The sequence below is a fragment of the Kutzneria sp. 744 genome, from assembly GCF_000568255.1.
Classification (GTDB): Bacteria; Actinomycetota; Actinomycetes; order Mycobacteriales; family Pseudonocardiaceae; genus Kutzneria.
On sequence record NZ_KK037166.1, the window covers coordinates 8093146 to 8118403 of the forward strand.

23 protein-coding genes and 1 riboswitch are annotated in these 25258 nt (G+C 69.9%); of the genes, 10 read left to right on the top strand and 13 right to left on the bottom strand.

Translation table 11 applies throughout. From position 1 onward, the window contains the following. On the bottom strand, window positions 1-4046 hold a 4046-nt coding region (locus tag KUTG_RS37300), incomplete at its 3' end, for an ATP-dependent helicase (RefSeq protein WP_043723621.1). Between the two features lie 167 nt (window positions 4047-4213). Between KUTG_RS37300 and KUTG_RS37305 the strand changes: the two genes are divergently transcribed. The 5 genes from KUTG_RS37305 to KUTG_RS37325 all read left to right on the top strand — a co-directional run bounded on the left by KUTG_RS37305 (window position 4214) and on the right by KUTG_RS37325 (window position 10392). Further along, window positions 4214-5893, top strand: coding sequence for a chitinase (locus KUTG_RS37305; protein ID WP_157495035.1), 1680 nt, complete (start codon window positions 4214-4216; stop codon window positions 5891-5893). Between the two features lie 757 nt (window positions 5894-6650). Beyond that, window positions 6651-7292, top strand: a complete 642-nt coding sequence (locus tag KUTG_RS37310) for a sigma-70 family RNA polymerase sigma factor (RefSeq protein ID WP_084580230.1) — start codon at window positions 6651-6653, stop codon at window positions 7290-7292. Between the two features lie 128 nt (window positions 7293-7420). Next, window positions 7421-7627 (top strand): hypothetical protein, encoded by a 207-nt coding sequence (locus KUTG_RS37315; protein ID WP_157495037.1) that lies wholly within the window; start codon window positions 7421-7423, stop codon window positions 7625-7627. Window positions 7628-7688: 61 nt separating this feature from the next. Beyond that, on the top strand, window positions 7689-9089 hold the full coding sequence (locus KUTG_RS37320) for an Hsp70 family protein (RefSeq protein ID WP_043723627.1): 1401 nt from the start codon (window positions 7689-7691) through the stop codon (window positions 9087-9089). A 43-nt stretch (window positions 9090-9132) separates the two neighbouring features. Beyond that, window positions 9133-10392 carry an MFS transporter gene (locus KUTG_RS37325; RefSeq protein WP_232241170.1) on the top strand — a complete coding sequence of 420 codons (1260 nt, stop codon included), beginning with the start codon at window positions 9133-9135 and terminating at the stop codon, window positions 10390-10392. 85 nt (window positions 10393-10477) lie between these two features. Here the strand turns inward: KUTG_RS37325 and KUTG_RS37330 are convergent, their stop codons facing one another. The 7 genes from KUTG_RS37330 to KUTG_RS37360 form a co-directional block, all read right to left on the bottom strand. Continuing rightward, complete coding sequence (locus tag KUTG_RS37330) at window positions 10478-11767, bottom strand: glycoside hydrolase family 27 protein (protein ID WP_198047433.1); 1290 nt, start codon at window positions 11765-11767, stop codon at window positions 10478-10480. A gap of 110 nt (window positions 11768-11877) precedes the next feature. Then, window positions 11878-13869, bottom strand: a complete 1992-nt coding sequence (locus tag KUTG_RS54335; protein ID WP_052395842.1) for a tetratricopeptide repeat protein — start codon at window positions 13867-13869, stop codon at window positions 11878-11880. Between the two features lie 104 nt (window positions 13870-13973). Then, complete coding sequence (locus tag KUTG_RS37340) at window positions 13974-14489, bottom strand: histidine phosphatase family protein (protein ID WP_232241171.1); 516 nt, start codon at window positions 14487-14489, stop codon at window positions 13974-13976. A gap of 38 nt (window positions 14490-14527) precedes the next feature. Further along, window positions 14528-15367 (bottom strand): CbtA family protein, encoded by an 840-nt coding sequence (locus KUTG_RS37345; protein ID WP_043723632.1) that lies wholly within the window; start codon window positions 15365-15367, stop codon window positions 14528-14530. A 26-nt stretch (window positions 15368-15393) separates the two neighbouring features. Further along, a complete protein-coding gene (locus KUTG_RS37350) occupies window positions 15394-15609 on the bottom strand; it encodes a CbtB domain-containing protein (protein WP_043723633.1) in 216 nt (71 codons plus the stop codon). 32 nt (window positions 15610-15641) lie between these two features. After that, window positions 15642-15774, bottom strand: a riboswitch (cobalamin riboswitch). Window positions 15775-15808: 34 nt separating this feature from the next. Next, window positions 15809-16630 (bottom strand): bifunctional 5,10-methylenetetrahydrofolate dehydrogenase/5,10-methenyltetrahydrofolate cyclohydrolase, encoded by an 822-nt coding sequence (locus tag KUTG_RS37355; RefSeq protein WP_043723636.1) that lies wholly within the window; start codon window positions 16628-16630, stop codon window positions 15809-15811. After that, window positions 16627-17235, bottom strand: a complete 609-nt coding sequence (locus KUTG_RS37360; RefSeq protein WP_043723638.1) for a cyclodeaminase/cyclohydrolase family protein — start codon at window positions 17233-17235, stop codon at window positions 16627-16629. Before KUTG_RS37360 ends, KUTG_RS37355 begins: the two co-directional genes overlap by 4 nt. A 281-nt stretch (window positions 17236-17516) precedes the next feature. Here KUTG_RS37360 and KUTG_RS37365 point away from each other — a divergent pair, with 281 nt between their 5' ends. From KUTG_RS37365 to KUTG_RS37375, 3 genes are all read left to right on the top strand, one after another. Further along, window positions 17517-17711 (top strand): DUF3046 domain-containing protein, encoded by a 195-nt coding sequence (locus KUTG_RS37365; RefSeq protein ID WP_043723640.1) that lies wholly within the window; start codon window positions 17517-17519, stop codon window positions 17709-17711. Between the two features lie 168 nt (window positions 17712-17879). Continuing rightward, window positions 17880-18923, top strand: a complete 1044-nt coding sequence (gene recA / locus KUTG_RS37370) for a recombinase RecA (protein WP_043723642.1) — start codon at window positions 17880-17882, stop codon at window positions 18921-18923. Window positions 18924-18928: 5 nt separating this feature from the next. Further along, window positions 18929-19468 (top strand): regulatory protein RecX, encoded by a 540-nt coding sequence (locus KUTG_RS37375; protein WP_232241172.1) that lies wholly within the window; start codon window positions 18929-18931, stop codon window positions 19466-19468. Window positions 19469-19493: 25 nt separating this feature from the next. Here KUTG_RS37375 and KUTG_RS37380 read toward each other — a convergent pair whose 3' ends face one another. Beyond that, window positions 19494-19682, bottom strand: a complete 189-nt coding sequence (locus tag KUTG_RS37380) for a hypothetical protein (RefSeq protein WP_043723645.1) — start codon at window positions 19680-19682, stop codon at window positions 19494-19496. Window positions 19683-19785: 103 nt separating this feature from the next. Between KUTG_RS37380 and KUTG_RS37385 the strand changes: the two genes are divergently transcribed. Together KUTG_RS37385 and KUTG_RS37390 are read left to right on the top strand one after the other, a co-directional pair. Next, window positions 19786-20046 carry a hypothetical protein gene (locus KUTG_RS37385; protein ID WP_043723648.1) on the top strand — a complete coding sequence of 87 codons (261 nt, stop codon included), beginning with the start codon at window positions 19786-19788 and terminating at the stop codon, window positions 20044-20046. A gap of 37 nt (window positions 20047-20083) precedes the next feature. Further along, window positions 20084-20740 (top strand): HAD family hydrolase, encoded by a 657-nt coding sequence (locus tag KUTG_RS37390; protein WP_043723651.1) that lies wholly within the window; start codon window positions 20084-20086, stop codon window positions 20738-20740. Here KUTG_RS37390 and KUTG_RS59370 read toward each other — a convergent pair. Genes KUTG_RS59370 through KUTG_RS64315 form a run of 4 tightly spaced genes read right to left on the bottom strand, consistent with a single transcriptional unit; the run spans window position 20697 to window position 25177 of the window. Next, window positions 20697-21923: an MFS transporter gene (locus tag KUTG_RS59370; RefSeq protein WP_043723655.1), complete on the bottom strand. Its 1227-nt coding sequence runs from the start codon at window positions 21921-21923 to the stop codon at window positions 20697-20699. The two genes, KUTG_RS37390 and KUTG_RS59370, sit on opposite strands and share 44 nt — an antisense overlap. Window positions 21924-21967: 44 nt before the next feature. Continuing rightward, the gene (locus tag KUTG_RS59375) at window positions 21968-23200 is read right to left on the bottom strand and encodes an MFS transporter (protein ID WP_063753617.1); all 1233 of its coding nucleotides are present in this window, start codon (window positions 23198-23200) and stop codon (window positions 21968-21970) included. Continuing rightward, the gene (locus KUTG_RS64310) at window positions 23197-24159 is read right to left on the bottom strand and encodes a PEP/pyruvate-binding domain-containing protein (RefSeq protein WP_232241173.1); all 963 of its coding nucleotides are present in this window, start codon (window positions 24157-24159) and stop codon (window positions 23197-23199) included. Before KUTG_RS64310 ends, KUTG_RS59375 begins: the two co-directional genes overlap by 4 nt. Then, window positions 24098-25177 carry a hypothetical protein gene (locus KUTG_RS64315; RefSeq protein WP_232241174.1) on the bottom strand — a complete coding sequence of 360 codons (1080 nt, stop codon included), beginning with the start codon at window positions 25175-25177 and terminating at the stop codon, window positions 24098-24100. Before KUTG_RS64315 ends, KUTG_RS64310 begins: the two co-directional genes overlap by 62 nt. Window positions 25178-25258: the final 81 nt, after the last annotated feature.

A 25258-nucleotide genomic window follows, 5' to 3' on the forward strand; every position in this document is an offset into this window, starting at 1 on the left:
CTGAAGCCGCCGGAAACGCGCTCGGTGTCCAACGCGCCACGGGTGAGAACCCCGTGTCGCTCAAGGAAAACCTCGGCTCGGGCATGAGCCCGCCGAGTGGGATCGCCCTCACGGGCCGGAACCAGGGACCAACGACCGGAGACGGTCGGAGGCCCGGTGCGGCTGGGCATCGACGCCCGGCCGAGCCGGGCGTAGCGGCCACGAGGTGACGGGCGGCGGGCCTTGTGCGCGGCCCCGCGGCCGGACACCAAGGCCCGCAACGGGGCCAAGGTGTCGTTGGTGACGAGCCCGGCCCACACGAGATCCCACAACGCGGTGACCACATCGGGATCGTCGACGGAGTCCGCAGCGGATACCCGGTCGGTGAGCTGACGGAAGAACAGCGCCCCGCCTTCCAAAGCGGCCAGCACGGCGGAGTGCAGGGGAGACTCCGGCGCCGTCTCCTCCAGGTCGGGCAGCACGAGGTCGGCGACGTCGGTGGGGGCCAACGCGATCCACCCGTCGCCGCCGGCCAACGCCCCGCACCCGGCCCAGGTGACCTCGCCGGTGGCGGTGAGCTCGTCCAACAACGCGGGATAGTAGCCGGGCAGCCGCGAAGGCAGGATCAACGACTCCAGACCGCTGGCCGGCAGCGGCGCGCCGGCCAGCTGCTCGACGACGGACAGCACATCGTCGACGGTCGGCGCGGACCGCAGCCGACGGAGCCCGGGTGCGGGTGTCCCGCAAGACACAGCCCCGTGCCAGCCAGGCAAAAAGCGGCCGTAGGCGGCCTGCTCGACAGGCTCCACCTCGGCCCTGAGCCGGGCCAGGGACCCACGACGCAAACGCCGCAGCACCTCGGCGTCGCAGTACTCGGTCCCCATGCCGCCGGGCCGCAGCTCGCCACGGACCAACCGCCCGGCACCGGCCATCCGATCCAGCACCCCGTGCACCACGGCGACGCCGAGCCCGAACCGCTCGGCCGCCTGCGCGGCGGGGAAAGGACCCCGGGTACGGGCGTAGCGCATCAACAGGTCGCCGATCGGATCGGCCACCGGCTCGGTGAAAACCTCGGGCACGCCAACGGGAAGCGCCGCCCCGAGGGCGTCACGCACCCGGCCGGCGTCCTCGATGGCCAGATACCGCGGCACCCCGGCGATTCGCACCTGGATCGCCCGCCGCTCGGCGACCAACTGCTCCAGCCACTCAGCAGAAGCCCCACGCTCGGCGGCCTCCTCGACGGAGAGATCTCCCAGCAGCCGCAACAGATCGGCGGTCTCCTCGACGTTGCGGGCCCGCCGGTCGGGGGCCAGCCGCTGCAACTGCTGCTCGATCTCCGCCAGCACCTCGGGGTCGAGCAGCTCGCGAATGGCCTCCGAGCCGAGCAGCTCCGCCAGCAACGTGGTGTCCAGCGACAACGCGGCCGCGCGGCGCTCGGCCAGCGGCGTGTCGGTCTCGTAAAGGTACATGCCGACGTACCCGAACAACAGGCTGCGCGCGAACGGCGACGCCTGCGGAGTCTGCACCTCGACGACCCGAACCCGCCGCGCCCGCACATCGCCCATGAGCTCCCGCAGCCCGGGCAGGTCGTAGACGTCCTGCAGGCACTCCCGCATCGCCTCCAGCACGACCGGGAACTGCTCGTACTGGGACGCCACGGCCAGCAGCTGCGCGGACCGCTGCCGCTGCTGCCACAACGGCTGGCGCTTGCGAGGATCCCGGCGCGGCAACAACAACGACCGCGCCGCGCATTCACGGAACCGCGAGGCGAACAGCGCCGAGCCGCCGACCTCGGCCACCACGACCTGCTCCACCTCGTCCGGGTCGAGCAGCATGTCCTCGGCCGAGGGCAGCACGTCGGCCCCGGTGTCGTCGAAGGCCTCGGGCAGCCGCACCACGATGCCGTCGTCGGAGTGCGCGACCTGCGGATCCAGCCCGCGCCGCTCCCGCAGCCGGGCCCCGATGGCCAGCGCCCACGGCGCGTTCACCTGCGCCCCGAACGGCGAGTGCACGACGATCCGCCAGTCGCCCAGCTCGTCGCGGAACCGTTCCACCACAACGGTTCGGTCGTCGGGCACGTGCCGGGTGGCCGACTTCTGCTCGTCCAGATAGGACAGCAGGTTGTCGCACGCCCACTCGTCCAATCCGGCCGAGACCGCCCGCTCCCGCGCCCGGGTGGAGTCCATTGCGGACACTTCGCGCACGAACTTTCCCAGCGCACGGCCGAGTTCCAGCGGACGGCCGACGGTGTCGCCCTTCCAGAACGGCAGCCGGGCCGGCTGGCCGGGGGCCGGCACCACGATCACGCGGTCGTGCGTGATGTCCTCGATGCGCCAGGAACTGGTGCCCAGCAGGATGTTGTCGCCGACCCGCGACTCGTACACCATCTCCTCGTCCAGCTCGCCCACCCGCGACCCCGGCCGGCCGTCCTCGCCGCCCGGCGTCATCACGGTGAACAGCCCGCGGTCGGGGATGGTGCCGCCGGAGGTGACGGCCAGCCGCTGCGCGCCCGGGCGCCCTCGCAGCTCGGCGGCGACGCGGTCCCACACGATCCGCGGCCGCAGCTCGCCGAACTCCTCGCTGGGATAGCGCCCGGCCAGCATGTCCAGCACGGAGTTCAGCGCCGAGTCCGGCAGCCCGGCGAACGGCGCCGCCCGCCGCACCACGGCCGTCAGGTCCGTCACCGACCACGGTTCCATGGCCACCATGGACACGATGTGCTGGGCCAGGACGTCCAACGGGTTGCGCGGATAGCGCACGGACTCGATGGCGCCGACGGCCATCCGCTCCGCCACCACGGCACAGGCCACCAGGTCGCCACGGAACTTCGGGAACACCACGCCCTTGGACACCGCGCCGACCTGGTGCCCGGCCCGGCCGACCCGCTGGAGCCCGGACGCCACCGTCGGCGGAGCCTCGACCTGGACGACGAGGTCCACCGCCCCCATGTCGATGCCCAGCTCCAGCGAGGACGTGGCCACCACGCACGGCAGCCGCCCCGACTTGAGCTCCTCCTCGACCAGGGTGCGCTGGTCCCGTGACATGGAGCCGTGGTGCGCCTTGGCGATCACCGGCAGGGCCCCGGTGGTTATCCCCGAACCACCGACGGCCTCTGCCGGGAATCGCTCCATCTCCGCGGACTGCTCGCCCGCGAGCTCGTTGAGCCGGGCCGTCATCCGCTCGGCCAACCGCCGGGAGTTGGCGAACACGATGGTCGACCGGTGCTCGCGCACCAGCTCCAGCACGCGCTGCTCCACCGACGGCCAGATCGACGTGCGCTGCTCGGGACCGGCCGCCGAGCCGCTGACTTCCCCGGTCGGCTCACCCAGCGTGGCCATGTCCTCCACCGGCACCTCGACGGTGACCTCGATGGTCTTGCTGGCCGGCGGCTGCACGACGCGCACCGGCCGGCCCCCGGCCAGGAACGCGCCGACCTCCTCGACCGGGCGGACGGTGGCCGACAGCCCGATCCGCTGCGCCGGCTTGGGCAGCAGCGCGTCCAGCCGTTCCAGCGACAGCGCCAGGTGCGCCCCGCGCTTGCCGCCGGCGACTGCGTGCACCTCGTCCACGATCACGGTCTCGACGCCGCGCAGCGACTCCCGTGCCTGCGACGTCAGGATCAGGAACAGCGACTCCGGCGTCGTCACGAGGATGTCCGGCGGCGTGCGGTTGAAGGCGCGGCGCTCCTCGGCCGGCGTGTCGCCGGTGCGCATGCCGACGGTGATCGACGGCTCCGGCAGCCCGAGCCGGTGCGTGGCCTGCCGGATGCCGGCCAGCGGCGCGCGCAGGTTGCGCTCCACGTCCACCGCCAGCGCCTTGAGCGGCGACACGTACAGCACGCGGCAACGGTGCTGCTTGTTCTCGGGCGGCGGCTCCGCGGCCAGCCGGTCCAGCGCCCACAGGAAGGCCGCCAGCGTCTTGCCGGAGCCGGTCGGCGCGACCACCAGGGCGTGCTCGCCGGCCGCCACCGCCGACCAGGCGCCCTGCTGGGCGGCGGTGGGCGCGACGAACGCCCCCGTGAACCAGTCCCTGGTCGCGGGGGAGAACACCGACAGCGCCTCCGTCATGTACCCATCATGACAACCGGGTCTGACACTTCCCGCACAACCGGCTTTGACCTGCGGAAACGTGACTTTCTCTTGACCGGGGGAAATGGTCTAGTCCATTGTCTCAACCACGTGTGTGCGTCAACTCGATGCCCAGGCCGCCACCCCTGCGCATGGAGGTAGCAGCTATGTCACGGAAGTGGACACGCTGGTTAGTCGGAGCGGTCGCCGCCGCCACGGTCGTGCTCGGCGCCGCCGCCCCCGCGTCGGCCGCCACGAACCTGCTCGCCAACCCCGGCTTCGAGGCCGGCAACACCAGCGCCTGGACGTGCAGCGGCGCGACGGCCGTCGGCAGCCCGGTGCACAGCGGCTCGTACGCGCTCGCGGCCACCCCTGCCGGCCAGGACTACGCGCAGTGCAGCCAGAGAGTCACCGTGCTGCCCAACTCCGCCTACACGCTGTCCGCGTACGTCCAAGGCAGCTACATCTATCTCGGCGCCACCGGCACGGGCGGCACCGACCCGCAGACCTGGACCGTCTCCGGCAGCTACACGCAGCTGTCGACCAGCTTCACCACCGGCGCCAGCACCACGAGCGTCACCGTGTACATCCACGGCTGGTACGGCCAGCCCACGTACTATGCCGACGACTTCGTGCTCAGCGGCCCCGGCGGAGGTGGCGGCAACCCCACGGCCCCGGCCGCGCCCACCGGCCTGACCTCCCCGAGCACCACGTCGTCGAGCGCGTCGCTGGCCTGGACGGCGTCGTCCGGCGACGTGAGCGGCTACAACGTGTACCAGAACGGCAGCAAGGTCGCGTCGGTGTCGGGCACCTCCTACACCGCGACCGGCCTGGCCGCCTCGACCAGCTACCAGTACGCCGTGACGGCGTACAACTCGGTCGGCGAGTCGCCCAAGTCGAACACCGTCACCGCGACCACCAAGGCCGGCGGCGGCGGCGGCAACCCCGGCGGCTCCCTGCCCGCGCACGTGCTCACCGGCTACTGGCAGAACTTCTACAACGGCGCCAAGGCCCTGAAGCTGGCCGACGTGCCCACCACGTACGACCTGGTCGCGGTGGCCTTCGCCGACGCCACGGGCACCCCCGGCGCGATCTCCTTCACCCTCGACTCGGGGCTGTCCGGCCAGCTCGGCGGCTACACCGACGCGCAGTTCACCGCGGACATCGCCACCCTGCACGCCCGCGGCCAGAAGGTGATCCTGTCGGTCGGCGGCCAGAACGGCACCATCAGCGTCGGCGACTCGGGCGCGGCGGCCAACTTCGCCAACAGCGCGTACTCCATCATCCAGCGCTACGGCTTCGACGGCGTCGACATCGACCTGGAGAACGGCGTCAACGCCACCTACATGGGCCAGGCCCTGCACTCGCTGGCCGGCAAGGTCGGCGCCGGCTTCGTGGTGACGCTGGCCCCGCAGACCATCGACATGCAGTCCACCGGCATGGCGTACTTCCAGCTGGCGCTGAACATCAAGGACATCCTGACCATCGTCAACATGCAGTACTACAACTCGGGCTCGATGAACGGCTGCGACCAGGGCGTCTACTCGCAGGGCACGGAGAACTTCCTGACCGCGCTGGCCTGCATCCAGCTGCAGGGCGGCCTGCGGGCCGACCAGGTCGGCCTGGGCCTGCCGGCCTCCGGCTCGGCCGCGGGCGGCGGCTACATGTCGCCGAGCACGGTGAACGCCGGCCTGGACTGCCTGGCCAAGGGCACGAACTGCGGCAGCTTCCACCCGTCGGCCACCTACCCGACGATCCGCGGGGCGATGACCTGGTCGATCAACTGGGACGCGTCCAACGGCTACGCCTTCGCCACCACGGTGCACGGGCACTTCGGTTCCCTGTAGAAGCGCGACAGTCGACACCGTACTTGCGGTAACCCTTAACTGGTGTCGAGTGTTGGGAAGGGCCCATTCCTCGCGCGGGGAATGGGCCCTTCGTTGTCACTCGATCGAAGTAGTAAGTGCGGGCAATGCCGCAGATTATTGATTACCAATGGGTAGGCAGAAAGGCTTTTCTATCCCTATTGTCAGGGTGGACTACGGCCGGTGTTCGACCGAACGCGTAACGATGACGGGTGGTTGTGACGACAACGGACCGTCGTCACCGGAGCGTGTCCGTCCGGGTGGTCGGGCGCGAAGGTCACGGTTGCGTTTCGTGTTCTCCCTGGTAAGCGGGAGTGCCCGGCGGCCGCCCGCTGCACGTTTTCCTGGTGTGTCTGCACGAGCCACCCTGGACCGACCGGCCGAAGACTGCGTGCTCCTCACGGTCGGTAGTGGCGTGTTCACCAGTGCGGATCCATTCCTGGAAAGTTTCCCAGGGTGCTTGTGAGGGCGGGCACGCAGCGTTAGCGTTCTCCATACGCCAAGGAAGTCGGTGGGACGACAACCGGACGCGCAGCGTTCGATCGGGGCTCTGGGAATGGCGCCGAACGAGCGTGACAGCACGGGGCAAGGGGTGTCGGGGGTGTTCGGGTCGTCGGCCACGGCGGAGACGGCCTGATTTCACCGGCGCGTGGGGTGCACTGACGCTAGAGCCAAAGTGATTCGGCGGCGATTCTCCATCGCCGGGCGGATCATCACCCAATTTCACGTGCGGGGACAGATGAATAACTTGGCACAGGTTCTGCCTGTGGGGACCGCCGCCGCGCCGGTGACGAAGCCGGTGGCCGCGTACGGTCCGCAGGACGAGCAGTTCCGTCAGCTCGTCGACGCCGCTGTTCACGGGAATGCCGTTGCCACGCAACGGGTTCTGGAGTCGATCAGGCCGATCGTGCTGCGTTACTGCCGGGCCCGGATCGGTCGTCTCGACCGGTCGTTCGCCTCGGCCGACGACGTGGTGCAGGAGGTCTGCCTGTCGGTGATCTCGGCGTTGCCCTCCTACCGGGACCAGGGACAGCCGTTCCTGGCGTTCGTGTACGGCATCGCGCAGCACAAGGTGGCCGACGCGCACCGGGCGGCGGCTCGCAACAAGTCGTTGCCGGTGCCCGAGGTGCCGGACCGGCCGGAGACGGTCGCGGGTCCGGAGCAGCGGGTGCTGCAGGACGAGTTGAAGACGTCGATGGACCGGCTGTTGGCGGTCCTGTCCGACAAGCAGCGCGAGATCGTGGTGCTGCGGGTGGTCGTCGGCCTGAGCGCCGAGGAGACCGCCGATCTGGTGGGTTCCACTCCGGGAGCGGTCCGGGTGGCACAGCACCGGGCGCTGACCAGGCTGCGCAAGCTGGTCGGCAGCGCGAAGGAGCTCTGACCATCGGGCACCCGATGGGGTGAGGGAGTGTCATCCCATCGGGCTCGTGACGGGCTTGGTCAACCGGGCATCGGACTCCGTAACCGTGTGGCAGCATCTGCGCGAAGCCAGAGCTAGAGGGGGCACGCGTGCGGGTGTTGTCGATCGACGTGGGGACGTCGAACACGGTCGCGGTGCTCTCGGTGTCCGGGCAGCAACCCCGCGTCGTCGAGGTCGACGGCGCGGCCACCATGCCGTCGGCGGTCTACGCCGACGACCCTCATTTGCTTGGAATGCTGTACCAAGGTCAATCACGAGGAGCTGGTTGGCCTATGCACGCGTGGAGTTACATGTGAACAGACCGGAGGGTTTGTTACCGAGAACTATCAGCCGAAACGGGATAGCCCCGCTACTGCTATGTACGTCCCGCATCCCGCCCGCTGGGGCGCGCCACGGCGCAACACCCTCATGTCGGCCGCGCGGCTCGCCGGCATGACCGGCAACATCGTGCTGGTCCCGGAACCCGTGGCCGCCGCCGCGCACTTCAACCGCCTCGCCCCGGGCAGCTCCCTCGCCGTCTACGACCTCGGCTCCGGCACGTTCGACGTCGCCGTGGTCGCCGCGTCGCCGCAGGGTTTCACCGTGTTGGCGGAGGACGGCCTGCCCGATCTGGGCGGCACCGACATGGACCAGCTGCTGCTGGAGTACGTCGGCCGGCAGGTCTCCAACCGTGACGCCGCGAAGTGGCAGCTGCTGCTGCGGCCGGAGTCCACGGCGGACCGCCGGGCCCAGCGCGCCCTGATCGAGGACGTGCGCGCGGCCAAGGAGGCGCTGTCCCGGCACCCGCAGACCGTGGTGCCGATGCCGGAGCCCTTCGCCGACGTGACGGTCACTCGGCCCGAGCTGGAGGCGCTGATCCGGCCGAACCTCACGCGGACCGTGGAGCTGCTGTCGTCGACCATCGCCGCCAGCGGCGTGCACCCGATGTCGCTGGCCGGCATCTACCTGGTCGGCGGGGCCAGCCGGATGCCGCTGGTGGGGACGTTGATCGGGGAGCGGCTGCGGGTCGCGCCGGCGAGCCTGGACCAGCCGGAGACGGCCGTCGCGCTGGGCGCCCATCTCGTGCCGCGTGACGGCGTGACGATCAGGACCCGCGTGACGGCGGCTCCCGCCGCGCCGCAGTACCCGACCACCGGCGACTTCATGGCCGGGGCGCAGTTCCCTCAGTTGGCTGCCTCAGCTCCCGTGCCTCAGAAGCGCGCATCGAAGGCGACCTTGGTAGCGCTGGGGGCGATCGTTCTCGTCGCCCTAGTCGTGCTCGGCGGCTTCCTGGTGGCCAGTCCGTCGCGGTTCCCCAGTGCCGCCACCTGCGCCGGGACGCCCGGATCGCCCGACGACAAGGGCTTCACCAACTGCACCCGCCAGCTCGCCGGACCCGTCGCCGACCAGGGCGACTGCCACGGCGGCGACGACGGCAGCGGGGTCGCCGTGACGGGGCTCGCCGACGTCACGTGTCACATCGACGGGCAGACCGTGGTCTATACCCAGACAGGGTCGCTCGATGAGGTGAACGTGAAGGTGCGTGCGCTGATGGACGCTTATCCGAACACCACCAGGGTCCGTGCCCAGTGGAAGGGCAACGGGCTGTCCGGCGAGTACCAGGCGGTCGCCGCCAGCGGGGTCGGCGTCGTCGTCTTCACGGTGTCGGACCGCCCGCTCGTCGGCGTGCTCACCGCGCCGGCCACCGGCGATCCGACCTCACTGACCGCAGCCAAAGCGGCTGCGGCGTTCGAACGTTCGGTTCAGCCCGGCACCTGATCGGACGTCAACGACAATGGTCGGGGCGTGTGACGATCGAGTGGTGGACCGCCATCCCGCGCAGCGCAGGGTCATCGGTTTCCTGGTCGGCACCCAGGCCGTCGGCTCGATCGGCGTCGGTGTCGGCATCACGTTGGGTGCTTTGACAGCGACGACGTTGTCCGGCTCGGTGGCCATCGGAGGCCTGGGAGCGACGGCCATCGCCGTCGGCGCGGCGCTGTTGGCCGTGCCGGTGGCCGTGTTCGCGCGCCGGTTCGGGCGGCGGCGGGCGTTGGCCGCCGCGTACGGGGTCGGCGCCGTGGGCGGTGTCGGCTGTGCCGTGGCGACGGCTCTTGGCTCGTGGCCGTTGTTGCTGGTGGCGTTGGTGGCCTTTGGCGGCGGCACCGCGGCGACGTTGGCCGCGCGGTACGCCGCCGCGGATCTGGCGAATCCCGGGCGTCGTGCGGGCGCAATGTCCACAGTGGTCTGGGCGACGACGTTCGGCGTGATCGCGGCGCCCAACCTGGCCGTGCTCATCGGCGCGCCGTTCCTGCTGTCGGCCGGCGCGTTTTTGCTTGCCGGCGTGGGGATTCTGGTGGGGCTGCGGCCGGATCCGTTGCTGGCCGGGCGGGTTGCCGTGGTCGTCGGCGACAGCTGTTGCGGCGTCGGGGCTTCCGAGCTACCTCGTCGACACACACGGGCCGAGGTGTGGCAGGTGATCGGGCCCAACGTCCGGCTAGCGTTGCTAGGTGTGGCCCTGTGCAACACCGCCATGACCGGGATGATGTCGATGATGCCGGTGCAGATGGCCGGCGGCGGGTCGACGCTGGTTGTCGTCGGCATCGTCGTCAGCGTGCACGTCGCCGGCATGTACGCCGCCAGCCCGCTGTTCGGTGTCCTGGCCGACCGCATCGGCCGGGTGCCCGTGCTCGCCCTCGGGGCCGCGCTTGTCGTTGCCGGCGCCGGAGTTTGTGGCATGGCCTCCGCCCACGACGCCCCGCAGATGGCCGTCGGCATGATCATGCTCGGCTGTGGTTGGTCGGCCGGCGTCGTCGCCGGTTCGGCCCTGCTCACCGAGTCCGTGCCGGCCGGTCTGCGGCCGTCGACCCAGGGGCTGGCCGACCTGGTCCTCAACCTCGGCGGCGCCCTGGGCGGTCTGCTGGCCGGTCTCGTGATGAGCGCCTGGTCCTTCACCGTGCTCGGGCTCGTCGTCGGCTTCGCCGCCCTGCCGCTGCTGATGGCGTGCATGGGCAACACTTTGCGGCCGGTGGCCCCTTCGGAGCCACCGGCCGACGTACAGTCGATGAGCAGCGCCTCGCTGTAGCCGTGCCGTCTCGCTGTGGCTGCGCCGCGTTGCTGTAGCCGCGCTGCCTCGCTTAGGCCCTGCCTCGGCTCGCCCTGGCCGCGCTTCAGGAGGTCGCCGACACCGCTCGGATCAGCCGTGTCTCACCCGGTCGCAGCGTGGCGCTGTAGCTGCCCTTGATGGTGCCCTTGGCCTTCTGGGCCCAGAGGTCCGTCACCGCCGCCGCGCCCGTGGTGATGCCGACCTGCGACCAGTTCACCGTGATCGTCTGGTTGCCGGTGGTTCCCGTGTTGAACAGGGCCACGACGTAGGCGCCCGAGGGCTCCTTCTTGGTCCACACCTGGATGTTGCCCGACTTGGTCAGGCGCTTGGCGGCGATGGCGTCCTGGTCGACGCCCAGCACCGAGTCGTTGGTCAGCATCGCCTTGTCGGTGGCGTCCAGGTGGGTCAGGTCGGTGCCCAGCAGCAGCGGGGCAGCGGCCATCGCCCACAGCGTCAGGTGGCTGCGACGCTGGTCGCTGGTCAGGCCGGTGTTGTCGCCGTTGCCGATCTCGACGGAGTCCAGGTCGTTCCAGCCGCCCGGTCCCGCGTACTGCTGCCAGCTGGCCGCCGTGTCGAACCTCGCCGACACGTGTTTCCAGTCCGTCAGCGGGAAACTCGCCCCGTTCGCGCCGCAGTAGCACTCCACGTCGCCCTGGGTGCGCCAGCCGTTCGCGTACTGCCGCCACGTGGTCGCGTCCGCGATGGCCAGGTTGTTGGACAGCTCGTAGTGGATCGGCCGGCCCGTGTTCTTCAGGGCCTGCGACCACGCCTTCACGTCCGGGATGTCCGGGCTGCCCACCCCGTCGATCTTGAGGTAGTCCGCTCCCCAGTCCGCGAACTGCTTGGCCCAGGAGTCGATGTACGCCTGCGCGCCCGGCTTGCTGTAGTCGATGCCGTACATGTGCTTGCAGTTGTAGTTCTTCTCCTGCGTCGTGGTGACCGCGATGTCCTTCGCGTGGTAGCTGGTGCCCGCGATGGGGGAGTTGTTCTTGACCGCGTTCTCCGGTATCCCCGGCGTGACATAGAGCCCGAACTTCAGCCCGTCCGCGTGCACGTGGTCCGCCACGGCCTTCATCCCCTGCGGGAACTTCGCCGTGTCCACCACCCAGCGCCCGTTCCCGTCCACCACCGGCCCGCTGCCGTCGCACTTCATCCAGAAGTCATCGAGGTTGACGTACTGGAACCCGTGCTGCGCCAGCCCCGAGTTCTTGATGGCATCCGCCTGCGCCTCGATCTTGGCCGCCGTCGGCGCCTTCCGGATGAAGCTCCAGCTGCTCCACCCCATCGGCGGCTTGGCCGCCACCCCGTTGTCCTCGGCCTCCGCCACCGGCGTCACCGCTAGAAGCGCGAGCACCGCCAACCCCACCGCCCACCGACGCACAACACCCTCCCACCAAGTCGTGCGGCGGCGGCGCTGCACCGTTGTGGAAACGTTTGCAGTGTAGGTCCCGGCACCCGGTTCGGCTAGCCCTCGGCCTCTTTGATCCGCTTCCGCACGCGGGCAAGGCTGTCGCGGCTGCGCACGGTGTCCGGATGATCTGACCCCAACACTCGAGTCCGGAGTTCGACGACAGCGCGGAGCTCTCGTTCGGCCTCGTCCGGTCGCCCCAGGCCCAGTAGCACGTACGCGAGATCGCCACGACTGGCCAGCGTGTGCGGGTGCTCGGGGCCCGACACTCGGGTGCGGATTTCGAGGACGGTCTGGAACTCACGCTCGGCCTCCAGCAACTGCTTCATGTCACCGAGCACCATGGCGAGGTTGTGGCGGCTGATCAGCGCGAGTGGATGCTCGGACCCCAGCGTGCGAGTCTGGCTGTCGAGAATGGTGCGGTGTTCCCGCTCGGCCTCGTCAAACCGCCCCATGCGCCGAAGTGTCGTGGCTAGGTTGCTACGGCTGATCAATGTTGGTTGATGTTCCGCGCCCCATACGCGTGTGCGGATTTCAATGACAGTGCGAAATTCCTGTTCGGCCTCATCCAATCGGCCCAGGTCCCGCAGGGCGCAGGCGAGGTTGTGGCGACTGGTCAGCGTTTGCCGATCTTCCGGTCCCAAAACGCGGATGCGCAGTTCGAGGACGGCGCGGTGCTCTTCCTCGGCCTTGTCCAGTCGGCCTAGATTATGAAGTGCGAGGGCGAGGCCATTGCGGCTGGTCAGTGTGTCCGGGTGCGCGGGATCGAGATGATCGCCGGCCCAGCGCAGAGCTGCTGAGTGTGCGTCAGCGGCCGCTCCGTAATAGCCCTGGTGGTCTGCCGTCCGCCCGATTGCCAGTGCCTCCTGGCCGGTGGCGTACTGCACCGCCGCCCGCAACACCGACTCCGGCACGAAGGTGTCCGGGGTGGTCTCGCGCTGGGTGACGTCCACCAGGTAGTCGAACACGTCGAAGCCCGTCCTCGGTGTCCCGATCATCAGCGACGTCGTTGCCCGGCGCGGACGCAGCACCCACTCCCAGGCCGCTTCCAGCGATTCCGGTCGCAGCCGGTCGCCGCCGCGTTTCCGCAGATACTCCTCGGCTGTCTCCTCCAACAACCGGCCGGCTAGCGGTGGATTCAGGCCCGCGCGGCGCACATCCACCGCAGCCGCCACCAGCGCCGCACCGCGCGGATGAGCACCGACATCCCAACCATTGCGCCAGTCCCGAAGCAGCTCTGGGCCCGCCGCCAGATACTCCGCTAGACCGTAATCCCCGCTGTGCTGCAAGGCATCGGCGATGTGCGGGTCCCATTTCCGTTCCTCGGCGCGGCTCTGCTCGGCATTGGACAAGCGTCGCTCGACGCGGATTTCCTCGTCGACCAACTCCAGTGCGGCCCGGGCGATGTGCAGACCGTCGCCGGACGACTCGGCGCTGAAGCGGGCCAGCTCGACGGCTCTGATGGTGGCCACCACGATCCGATGTCCCTTGCCGGACAACAATCTCGCCAGCATTTCCCGGCTCACGCCGTCGGAACCGAGATAATGCTCTAGGTCGTTGAGCCACACCACGCAGTTGCTCGCCTGCACCCCACGGTCGACGCTCGCCCACAGCGCGGCGCAATCCTTCGGGGCGATGATCACGTGATCGGGAACGGTGGCGGCGATGGCCTCATAGGCGGCGCGGGTCTTACCGGCGGTGGAATCGCCTACCAGCAACACGAATCCGCCGCGGGCGATTCGGCTGCGGAGCTTGTCGTCGACGTCTCGTGGGACATAGGTGGGCAGGCTGTCGGAGCCAGCGGGGTGCACACCGAGCTGCCGAGGATCTCGAATCCGGCGCACGGTCGGGAAATCGCCCCGAGCGGTGACCAGACAGCCGTTCAGGACGGCGAGATCGGTGTCCTCGTGGCGAGTGGTGAGCCGCTGAAGGCGATCGGTCAAGGGCTTGGCCAACACCGCCAGAACGATTGCGGCGCCGGCGATGAGGCCGGTCCACCACTTGTCCTTGATCCCGGCGGCCGAAAGACCGGCGGGCACGGCGATCATCGCGGTCAGCGTGAGTAAAGCGAACCAAGTCCAGCCCCGCCGGCCCCACCGCTGCACACGCACGACTCATTCATCGCGGAGGCGGGCAGCGCCGCAACCGGGAGTCACCCGAACGTATGCGGATCGTCCAGGGGAAGGCCGGTCTCCCGGAGGGTCCAACGGCCGGGAGCGCCGGTGAGCTGGGTGACGGTCAACGGAGAGACGTCGACGCGCCAGAAGGCCGAAGGCGGTGCCCCTAGCGCTGCTAGGACTGCGGCCCGGACCACGGCGGGCGAGGTGACCACGCCAAGGCGGCCGACGTCGGTTGCGCGGTCCAACCAGGCGGCGACGCGCTTGAGGACGGAGCTGACGGGCTCGCCGCCATGGGGGGCGGCGTCGGGATCGGTCATCCACGCCATCAGGTCGCCCTGGTCGATCTCGGCCAACGACCGGCCGCGCCACGAGCCGTGATCGAGATCGGCCAGGGAGTCGTCGACAGCGGCGTCCCAACCGAGGGCCTCGGCGGTCTGCGCGCAGCGCAGCTCGGGCCCCCGGGCGAGACGGTCCAACCGGGCCGGGCCGGCCACCGCCGACGGCCGTCGCGACAACGGCTCGTCGGCGGGAAAACGGGCCTGCCGCACCGCCTCGGTGGCGGCGTGGCAGACCAGGAAGATCCGGTTCAGGACGCCGCCACCCGCTCGGCCCTGGGCGCCAACAGCCGCTCGGCCAGCGGCGCGAACAGCAGGCCGATGGCGGCCCACATGATCGCCTGCGCGGCGACCGAGTAGAAGCGGAAATCCCACAGCACGTCGGCCGGAAAGCCCGGATAGACGATCTGGCCGGCCGGATTGCGCAGCGGCAGCGGAGTCTCGGTCGCCTGCGGGCCGTAGTCACGGACGTTGGCCGCGAGCTGGCCCAGCGACGGCAGCAGCGCCATCGCCACGCCTGTCACCACGACGAAAGCTAGCGCCGCTAGCAGCGTGGCGTTCCAGTTGCCGAAGCGCTTGGCCAACCGCTTGCCCAGCACCACGGCGCCGACCAGGAACGCCACCGAGCAGACCATCATCACCACGTACAGCGCGCCGCGGACGCCGATGGTCGCCCCGTGGCCGATCGACGGCGGGTTGGCCGGGTACTTCACGAACGGCACCAGGTAGATGCCGAGGAAGCCGCCGCCGGCCACCAGCACCGACAGCGTGCGGGGCCGCAGGTTGCCGACCCGGCCGAGGCAGACCGCGTAGGCGACGGCGAACAGCGCGCCCATGGCCACCCCGAACAGCACGATGCCGACGCCGATGCCGACATTGGCCTGGATCGCCCGGGTGAAGATCTCCGGACCCTCGTCGCCCACCGGCAGGCCGGCGGCCTTGTCCAGGGCGGCCTGCGCCTCGTCGCGCGCGCTCTCGTAGTCGATCGCGGCCTGGATCTGCGGCTCGGCGAAGATCCGGGCGAAGACGAACGCCAGCAGCCCGGCCAGGGCGCCGACCAGCACACCCCGCAGGATGATTCGCTTTTCCATGTTCGGTTGTCCTGCCCGGGAGTTGGTCAGTGGCAGGGGAAACCGAGGAAGTGACGCGCGTCGTGCACGAACTCGTGGATGTACATGTTGTCGCCGAAGACCGAGGTGGCGCCCTGGTCGATGCCGATGAAGTAGTACATCGCCAGCGCCAGCAGGACGGTGCCGCCCAGCCACAGCATCGCCTTGGGCAGCGGCAGGACAACCGGCGTCGGAACGGCGGTGGTCACGGGAATGGTGCTCACGGAGCCTCCTTCGGGGATCGTGCGTCCCGTTCGTTGGGCAGGTGATGGCGTGGTGTCTGGCTTGCCCGGGTCCGAGAACCCGGGCTCACAGTGGCGCGACCGCGCCGGATTTCCACCGGCTTACGCACTCCATCACTCAGCGTGGCACACTACGGACCCCGATCAACGCACGTCAATCCGCCGAGCAGGGCGTATGAGCTCAGCGTGAGGCAGCCGACACGACGTTGCGCAACAGCAGCGCGGTCGTCACCGGGCCGACACCTCCCGGCACCGGCGTGATCGCCTCCGCGATCGGCTCCACCGCGTCGGTGTCCACGTCGCCGACGAGGCCGCCGTCCGTGGTCGGATTGGTGCCGACGTCGATCACCACCGCGCCCGGGCGGATGTGCGCGGCGCCGAGCACGTGCGCGCTGCCGACGCAGGCCACCACGATGTCGGCCCGGCTCGTCTGCACCGCCAGGTCCTTGGTGCGGGAGTGGCACACCGTCACCGTCGCGTTCTCCGCGAGCAGCAGCAGCGCCGCCGGCTTGCCGACCACGGTGCTGCGGCCCACCACCACGACGTCCGCGCCGGCCATCGTCGTGCCGTGCGCGCGCAGCAGTTCCACCACGGCCTGCGCCGTCGCCGGCGCGAACGCCGGCAGGCCCGCCGCCAGCCGTCCGAGGCTGGTGGGGTTGGCGCCGTCCACGTCCTTGGCCGGGTCGATGTGCAGGGCGATCTCGTCCCGCGTGAGGCCTGGCGGCAGCGGCGTCTGGCAGATCACGCCGTGCACCGTCGGGTCCGCCGACAGCTCGTCCAGGCACGGGCCCAGCAGCTCACGCTCGTCCACCACGCGCACCGCCACGCCGACCTTGTCCGCCGTGCGCACGATCGAGCGGACGTACCAGGCCGTGGCCTCGTCGTCGGTGGGGACGACGATCGCCAGCGTCGGGGTGATGCCGCCGTCGCGCAGCCGGGCCGCGTCCGCGGTGACCTGCGTGCGGATGGCAGCGGCCACCGCGCGGCCGTCGATGAGGGTCATGCCAGCTCCTCGATGAACTTCTCGGCCGCGGCGACCTCTTCGCCGATACGGGCCAGTTCCGTCTCCAGTCGGGCTCGGGTGGCTACGTCGGTCATCGACGCCCGGTTCACCGCCACGTTCACCGCCGCCGCCTGCATGGCCGCCCGCGTCGACACCGCGGCCACCGCCACGTCGGACAGCACGTTGACGTTGGCGCCGGGTCGGATCCGCCGGGCCAGCTCCAGGATCTCGGCCGCCAGCGCCGCCGTCCGCAGCGGCACGTCCGCCGCCCGCACCAGCGACTCCTGGATCGCCGCGCTCCGGGCCGCCTTCTCCTCGTCGGTGGCCTTCGGCAGCCGGTACGCGTCCGTCACGCCCGTGAAGGCCTCGGCGTCCGCGTCGGCCAGTTCCACCGCCGTCTGCCGGTGTTCGGTCGCCCGCGCCAGCGCTTCCCGCATCGTCGGCTCGTGTTCCGCGTACTTCGGCCGGCCCACGGTCAGCTCGCACACCATCGACACCAGTGCCGCCGCCATCGCCGCGTGCATCGCCGCCACCGCCCCGCCGCCCGGCGCCGGCGCCCCGGACGCCAGGTCGTCGAGCCAGGCCCCGATCTTCTGCTCCCGCATGGGATCAAGCCTAGAACCGCCGCGCGTCCCCGAAAGCGGCACGAAGAACGGTTTTGTGTGCGACTGACGCCACGAAGGCGGACTTGGTGGCGAACAAACAGCGCCCGAGGCATAAAGAAGCGCCGCAGCCCTGGGGGTCGACTGCGGCGCTCCGCCGTGAGTTTCCAACTGCTGAGGTCGGGGGGATCACGGGCCCACGCCAAGGATAGCGTGTTTCCCGGGGCAGGGAAGCCCTCGGTCCCCACTTTCTGCAATTTGCTGTCGGCGTAGGCTTGGACACGATGCGTATCACTGCCTTCCGGGCCCTGATGGCCGAGGAGTTCGGGCGGGTCCGATCCGAGATGATCGCCCGCGACCACGTGTTTTCCGAGTTGGACGGGTTGACCGTGGACCAGGCGCTGGAGGCCGGCGTGCCGGCCAGGACGATCTGGCGGGCGGTGTGCGAGGCGTTCGACGTGCCGGTCGAGCGGCGCTGAGGAGTGCGGACGGCGTGTCGGTTTTCCCTCGAACAGGTGTTCGGCTAGCCTGGGGATCCGCGGGTCGCCGAAATTGTCAGACCCTCCCCGTAGCGTCCTCGGTGACGACAAACCCGGCGGCGGGCCCTGGGCACACGGGCCGGCCAGACAGACAGAGGTGAACTTCCGATGGCACCAGCAGCACCGGACAAGGACAAGGCGCTCGAACTGGCCCTGGCCCAGATCGACAAGAACTACGGCAAGGGCTCGGTGATGCGCCTCGGTGACGAGGCCAGGGCGCCGATCGAGGTCATCCCCACCGGATCCATCGCGCTGGATGTCGCGCTCGGCATCGGCGGGCTGCCCCGGGGCCGGGTCGTGGAGGTCTACGGCCCGGAGTCCTCCGGTAAGACGACCGTCGCCCTGCACGCCGTGGCCAACGCCCAGCGCCTCGGCGGCATCGCCGCCTTCATCGACGCCGAGCACGCGCTCGACCCCGACTACGCCAAGGCCCTCGGCGTCGACACCGACGCGCTGCTCGTCTCCCAGCCGGACACCGGCGAGCAGGCGCTGGAGATCGCCGACATGCTGGTCCGCTCGGGCGCGCTGGACATCCTGGTGATCGACTCGGTGGCCGCCCTGGTGCCGCGGGCCGAGATCGAGGGCGAGATGGGCGACAACCACGTCGGCCTCCAGGCCCGCCTGATGAGCCAGGCGCTGCGCAAGATGACCAGCGCGCTGAGCAACTCCAACACCACCGCGATCTTCATCAACCAGCTGCGCGAGAAGATCGGCGTCATGTTCGGCTCGCCGGAGACCACGACCGGTGGCAAGGCGCTGAAGTTCTACGCCTCGGTCCGCCTGGACGTGCGCCGCATCGAGACGCTCAAGGACAGCGGCGACGCGGTCGGCAACCGGACCCGGGTCAAGGTCGTCAAGAACAAGGTGGCCCCGCCGTTCAAGCAGGCCGAGTTCGACATCCTGTACGGCCACGGCATCAGCCGCGAGGGCTCGCTCATCGACATGGGTGTCGAGCAGGGAATCCTGCGCAAGTCCGGCGCCTGGTACACCTACGACGGTGACCAGCTGGGGCAGGGCAAGGAGAACGCCCGCAAGTTCCTGCTGGAGAACGTCGACGTCGCCAACGACATCGAGAAGAAGCTCCAGGAGAAGATGGGCATCGGCGCGAAGGTGGACGCCGACGCGACCGCCGCCGCGCCCGTCGACTTCTGAGCACGGTGACGGAGCGGGAGGCGTCCGGCGAGACCCCGGCGGTGCGTGACACGCCGGAGGTGCGCCGGGCGCAGGAGCTCTGCGTGCGACTGCTCGGCGTGCGGGCCCGGTCCCGCACCGAGCTGCGGCAGGCCATGGCGCGCAAGGAGATCGAGGAGGAGGTGGCCGAGCTGGTGCTCGGCCGCCTTGACCGGGCCGGCCTGATCGACGACGAGGCCTTCGCCCACGAGTGGGTGGCCTCCCGCCACAGCCACAAGGGCCTGTCCCGGCGGGCCCTGGTCAACGAGCTGCGCCGCAAGGGCGTCGACGACTCGGTGGCCGCCCAGGCGGCCGCGACCGTCGGCGAGGACAGCGAGCTGGAACGAGCCCGCGAGATCGTCCGCCGCAAGCTGCCCTCGGTCGCCCGCGTCGACGACACCGCCAAGCTCCGCCGCCTGGTCGGTGTGCTGGCCCGCAAGGGCTACAACGAGGGCATGGCCCTGCGCGTCGTCCGCGAGGAACTCAGCCGGGACGGCGCCGCCGGGCTCCCCGACGACGACTTCTAGAGCGTGGCCGGCTCAGGCCGGCGGGTCAGCGCTGCCAGCGGAACTCGTGGATGGCCTGGTGACGGCCGCCGCTCATCGCCGGCATGGCCTCGGCGTCCTGCATCATCTGATCCACGGTCACGCCGAAGAAGCGGGCCTGTGCCTCGATCTCGTCGCCCTCCTCGGGCGGCACGAAGCGATGGAAGCGGATGGTGTCGGGGTCATCGCTGCTCATGTCATTTCTCTACGCGGCCGGAGCCGGATGTGCTCAGCGCCGCCGCGGATCAATTCGATGACAGTCCCGGAGTTCACCCGGAGGGATGAGACACACTGGACGCATGACCGATCCGCGTGAGCTGGCCCGCCGGGAGCTCCGGCTGATCCGCCGCGACGCGCGACAGCCGTGGCGGCGCTGGCCGATGCGGGCGGGTGCCGCGGTCGTGTCCGGGATCGTGCTGGCCGCTCGGGGCACGGCCGGCTTCCTGAAGGACATGCTCGGTGAGGTGATCGCCGAGCTGGTGGTGGTCGGGCTGATCCTGGGCCTGCTCGGCCTCGTGGCCGCGGTCGTGACGGGAGCGATGGGCCTCACGGTGCCGTGAGAGGCCTCCGCGGCGGTCCATTACGTAGGCTGACGCGGTGACAAAGCTGAGGGCACGGCATGTGGTGTGGGACTGGAACGGAACACTCCTGGACGACAACCATGCGGTGTTGGCAGCGGTGAACACGGTGTGCGCGCAGTACGGGAGCCCGGCGGTGACGCTGGACGAGTGGCGCGCGGTGTTCAGTCGACCGATCCTCGCCTGCTACGAGAAGGTGCTGGGCCAGGCGCTCACCCAGGCCGACTGGGACGTTATCGACCAGCGGTACCACACGGCGTACCGGCTGGAGCTGGAGACGTGCGGCCTGGCGGCCGGCGTGCCGGACCTGCTGCACCAGTGGCGCGACGGCGGTCGGACCCAGTCGCTGCTGTCGATGTGGTTTCACGACGAGCTGGTGCCGCTGATCGGAAAACTGAGCCTCACCGACCTGTTCGACCGGGTGGACGGCCTGCGCGGCTACAACATGGGCGGCTCCAAGGCGACGCACCTCGTGGAGCACCTGAAGGCACAGGACCTCGACCCGGCCGAGGTGATCCTGATCGGCGACGTCGTGGACGACGCCGAGGCGGCGGCGCAGGTCGGGGCCCAGTGCGTGCTGGTGACCACCGGCATGATGCCGCGGGACCGGCTGGAGACGGCCGGAGTGCCGGTCACCGACTCGATTCCGGAAGCCCTGGCGCTGATCGACGCCTAGCCCGCTGCCAGGACAGGGCCGCCGGCAGCCCGACGGCCATGCCGCCGAGGCCGGCGAGCCCGATGGTCAGCGGCGTCCCGATCACGTCGGCCAGCACGCCCGCAGCCAGCACACCCAGGCCTTGCACCGTCACCAGTCCGCTGACGACGATGCCCATCACCTGCGCCCGCCCGGCGCTCGGCACCGCTCGCGCCAGCGACGCGGTGTCCTGCGTCTGATACGCCTGCGCCAGCGCGCCCGAAACCCCCAGCGCCGCTAGCGAAACCAGCAATCCCGGCTGGGCCGCGCACGCCAGCAACGGCAGCCCCGCTAGCACCGCTAGCAGTCCGAGCACCTTCGGCCTCGCGCGTTCCGGAACCCACCGCGCGAACACGAAGGCCCCCACCACCGACCCCGCCGGATCCGCCGCCATCAGCAGGCCGACTCCGACCGTGCCGGTGCCGATCGCCGCCGCATAGGGCGCCGCCAGTCCTTCCGGCACCACGTAGAAGCCGGCCAGCCAGCTCAGCACCGCCAGCGCCCGCACCGCCGGGTCGCCGAACACGACCCGGACCCCAGCCAGCACCGAACCTCGTGCCGACGTCGGCTCCGCCGAAGACGTGGGCGGCGAGACCGCGGCCGGGTGGTGGACGCCGGTGCGGACCAGGATCGCCGAGGCCAGGAACGTGAGGGCGTCGACGAACAGGGCCCAGCTCGGGGTCAGGGCGGCGACCAGGACGCCGCCGCAGGCGAAGCCGGCCAGCTGCGCGGACTGGATGGTCATGCCGCGCAGGGCCAGGGCGGAGACGTAGAGGTCGCCGGCCAGGACGTCCGGGAGGAGGGCCTGTTGGGCGGCACGGAAAGGGCCACCCAACAGCGTGACGCCGATGAGGAGGAGATAAAGCACCGGCAACGGCATGCCGGGAACGGCCATGGCCGCGACGAGCAGTGCTCGGGCGAGGTCGCAGGCGACCATGACGGTACGCCGAGCCACCCTGTCCGCGACCCAGCCCAGCAGGGCGCCGCCGATGAGGGTGGGCACGAAGGTCAGGGCGTAGGACAGGGCAGTGAGCGCGGGCGAGGACGTCCGCTGGAACACCAGCACGGCGAGGGCGACCCGGGCCAGCTGATCGCCGGCCTGGGACAGCGCCTCGCCGGCCCACAGCCAGCGGAAGTCCGCGACCGCCAGCACCGAGCGGAACATCAGCCCAACGTAGCGGCATCCGCCCGGCGCTGCGGGATTTCCGCTCAGGTCGCGCTGGTGACTTCCGTCCGGCGGCGGGTGGTCCTGATCAGGACCGCGATGACGACCATCACCACGCACGTCACGATCGCGGTCTGCACGAGGAATTCGTTGAGCGCCCCGGACTGGAGGTAGGAGCCCAGGGCCAGCGCCACCAGCGCGCACACCGCGCGGTCGATGATGGACTCGATGGACAGAAGCGTTGCCCGGTAACGGGAATCCGTGATCGCCGCGTTGAGCAGCGCCCGTTGGATCGGGAACGAGAGCCCACAGGCCAGGGAGAACACGCACAGCGCGATCACCGAGCCCACGATGCCCATCAGCCCGGCCAGGGCCAGCGTCACCGCCATGGCGATCGTCAGCAGGAACACCGACCGCACATCGCTGATCCGCTTGCGCAGCCAGTTCGGCCGCGCCGCCCCCAGGGCTTCGAAGACCGTCATGAGCGCCATCACCACGCCGTAGAGGACCACCGGCGTGCTCTTGCTGTCCAGGATCGGCTGGAACAGGTTGACCGAGCAGATCCGCGCCAGCGTGAAGATCGCCACGCCTTGAACCATGAGCAGCACCAGCAGCCGCGACCCCCGCATCTGTGCGAAAGAACCGCGCAGGGCCACGGAAATAGGCGGTCGTTCGGGACGACCAGCCGGTGCGGCTTTGTCGGAATTGGCTGTGCGGCGGGGGATAGCGGGGAGGATCACCGCCGCGCCCACCGCGATGGCGGCGTTGATGGCGCTGAGCCAGTACGGGGAGGGCATGTTCCACTGCATCAACAGGCCGACCACGGGCCAGCAGACGACCTTGCCGATGAGGCTGTAGGAACGGCCGTAACCCTCGGCCTGGGGATAGGCCTCGCCGGCGCCGGCGGAGTGCATGTACTCGTACAAATAGGCGCTGGCCGCGCCGGAGACCAGGGAGCGGGCGAGGGCGATGAGCAGGAAGTGGATGAGGAAGCCGGTGTAGGAGGACAGGAAGACCGGGGTGAGGTTGGCGCCGATCAGGACCACGCCGCCGGCAACCAGGCAGTGGCGGTAGTCGAAGCGGTCGGCGACCATGCCGGTGGGGATCTCGAGCAGGCAGAAGGCGATGTAGTAGATGCTCTGGATGCCGAAGATCTGGGTGTCGGACAGGCCGATCTGCCGCTGGTACTCGTAGAACACGGGCAGCCACAGCAGAAGGCCGAAGAAGAACTGGAAGGTGTAGCTCAGCCACACCGCACGGCGGACGGCGGGGTTCATGCGCTGTAGGGGCGGAGCTGGACGATGGTGATGCGCTTCTCGTCGGCGATCCACTCGACGTCGACGGGCGAGTCGAAGGTGTAGTCGGGCGAGAAGTGGGCCTGCAGCAGGCGCCCGGCGATGGCGAGGCGCTGAAGCTGTTGGCGCGCGGCGACATCGAGGTCGGCGGGGGCGTCGCCCAGCGACACGGTGCGGCCGTCGCCCTCGACGGTGGAGTAGAGGTACTGGATGGGCAGCTCGGACCCGGACACGACGTCGATGACGGAGTTGACCGACACGTTGACGTACACGTTGCGGAAGTCGTTGCGGTTCAAGGGGTTGGTCGTCACCATGACACCGCCGATGGCGCCGTCGACCTGCTCCTGCACGATCACGCCCATGTAGCTGTCGTCCAACGAGATGCCGGCCTGCTGGCGCAGCCGGACGCTGCGCGGCGACACCAGGGAGGCCCAGACCTCCTTGATGGAGGCGAAGATCCGGTCGGCCGAGGTCACGTGGTTGATCGACTCGTAGATGCCGGCGGCGGAGAAGCCGGCCAGGTCCTCGGCATTGGACGAGCTGCGGACGACGAAGGTGCGCACGCCGCCGAGCTCGGAGACCAGGGCGCTGTCGACGGCCTCGCGCAGATCGTCGGGGATGCGCGTCGAGCGGATCAGCCTTTGCAGTTCGAGGCAGAGCCGGTCGACATCCGGAACATCCAGCTCCAGCGCCATCTTCAGCTTGCCGATGGCCTGCTGCACCCGCGGCGACGACTCCAGGAACCGCCGCTGCACGGAGAACGGCAGCGCGATTCCCCTGGGCACGTCGATGTTGTCGCGCAGCAGTCGGATGGCGGCGTCGTTGAGGTCGGCGTCGACGGGCACGTCCAGCAGCTTGGCCAGGTACGGCAACAGGTTCTCACGCGGCGGCCGCCGCACCTGGTAGAAGCCGAGCAGCCGGCCGGAACCGTTGGCGAGCACGCGGCGGCCGCCGCACCTGGTAGAAGCCGAGCAGCCGGCCGGAACCGTTGGCGAGCACGTGGTGCAGCTCGCCGAGGTTGGCCGCCTTGGTGCCGTAGCGGTGCCGGTCGTGCAGTCGGAGCCGGTCCAGGCTGGTGATCGGCGAGGTCTGGGATTCGGGCTCCTCCAACACGATCCGCTGCGCGTACCAGGCCGGCTTGCGGGTGACGTCGACGGCGTCCTCGGTCGGCGTCAGGGTGATCTCGTCGGAGGCCGGGTCCACCTCGTAGCGAACCCACTGGCCGTTGAGCTGTTCGGCGTCGATGCGGTCGAAAACGCCGAGCTGCACGGCATTGGGCACCTGCCAGCCCGAGGCCAGCACATTGGTGTGGGACAACGGAGTCGTGTGGTGCGCGTTCACTATGCCGGCCAGTCGCGGCACGTCGTCGGGCACCCGGTGCATGACGATGATGTCGTACCACTCAAGGGAGTCGGCCGCGGCGCGGTAGTCGGCCTCGGTGCGGAAGGCTCGCAGCCGGCCGTGCGCGGAACCGGGGTTCAGCGGCACGAAGCGGGCCGAGGAGAACAACTCGTGCGCGCGAATGCGCGGCACCTCGGCGGTGGGGATCTCGGCCAGCAGCTGTTCCTGGCTGTGGTTGGCCGGTTTCACCAGAACCGGCAGCGCCGGATCGACCGCGGCCCGCACGGCCAGGTAGAAGTACGCGAGCATCGGGCCGGACATGGTGTCCACCTCGACCGTCTCCAACGACAGCATCCGCCGGTCGTCGGACGTGTGCAGGGCGAGGATGCCGAGATAGAAACGCCGGTCTTCCGCGTGGTAGATGCTGTGATTGAAGTCATCGATGCCGGCCTCGAGTTCGACCTTGGCGATGCCGAGGATCTCGGCCGCGATGTACTCGGCGTGGAACGAGTACCGGGCGTCGTTGATGAAGTGGATGTGCCCGCCCGGCCGGTCGACGACGACCTTCACGAACGGATAACCGCCGAGTCGGCCGGCTAACTGTGTGAAGGCGGTCATAGTCAACTGAGCATCGATCAGCGCGGCTGATTCCACTTCTTACTCCCCAGGTCTCGGTCGAACGGCCAGCGAACCTACCAC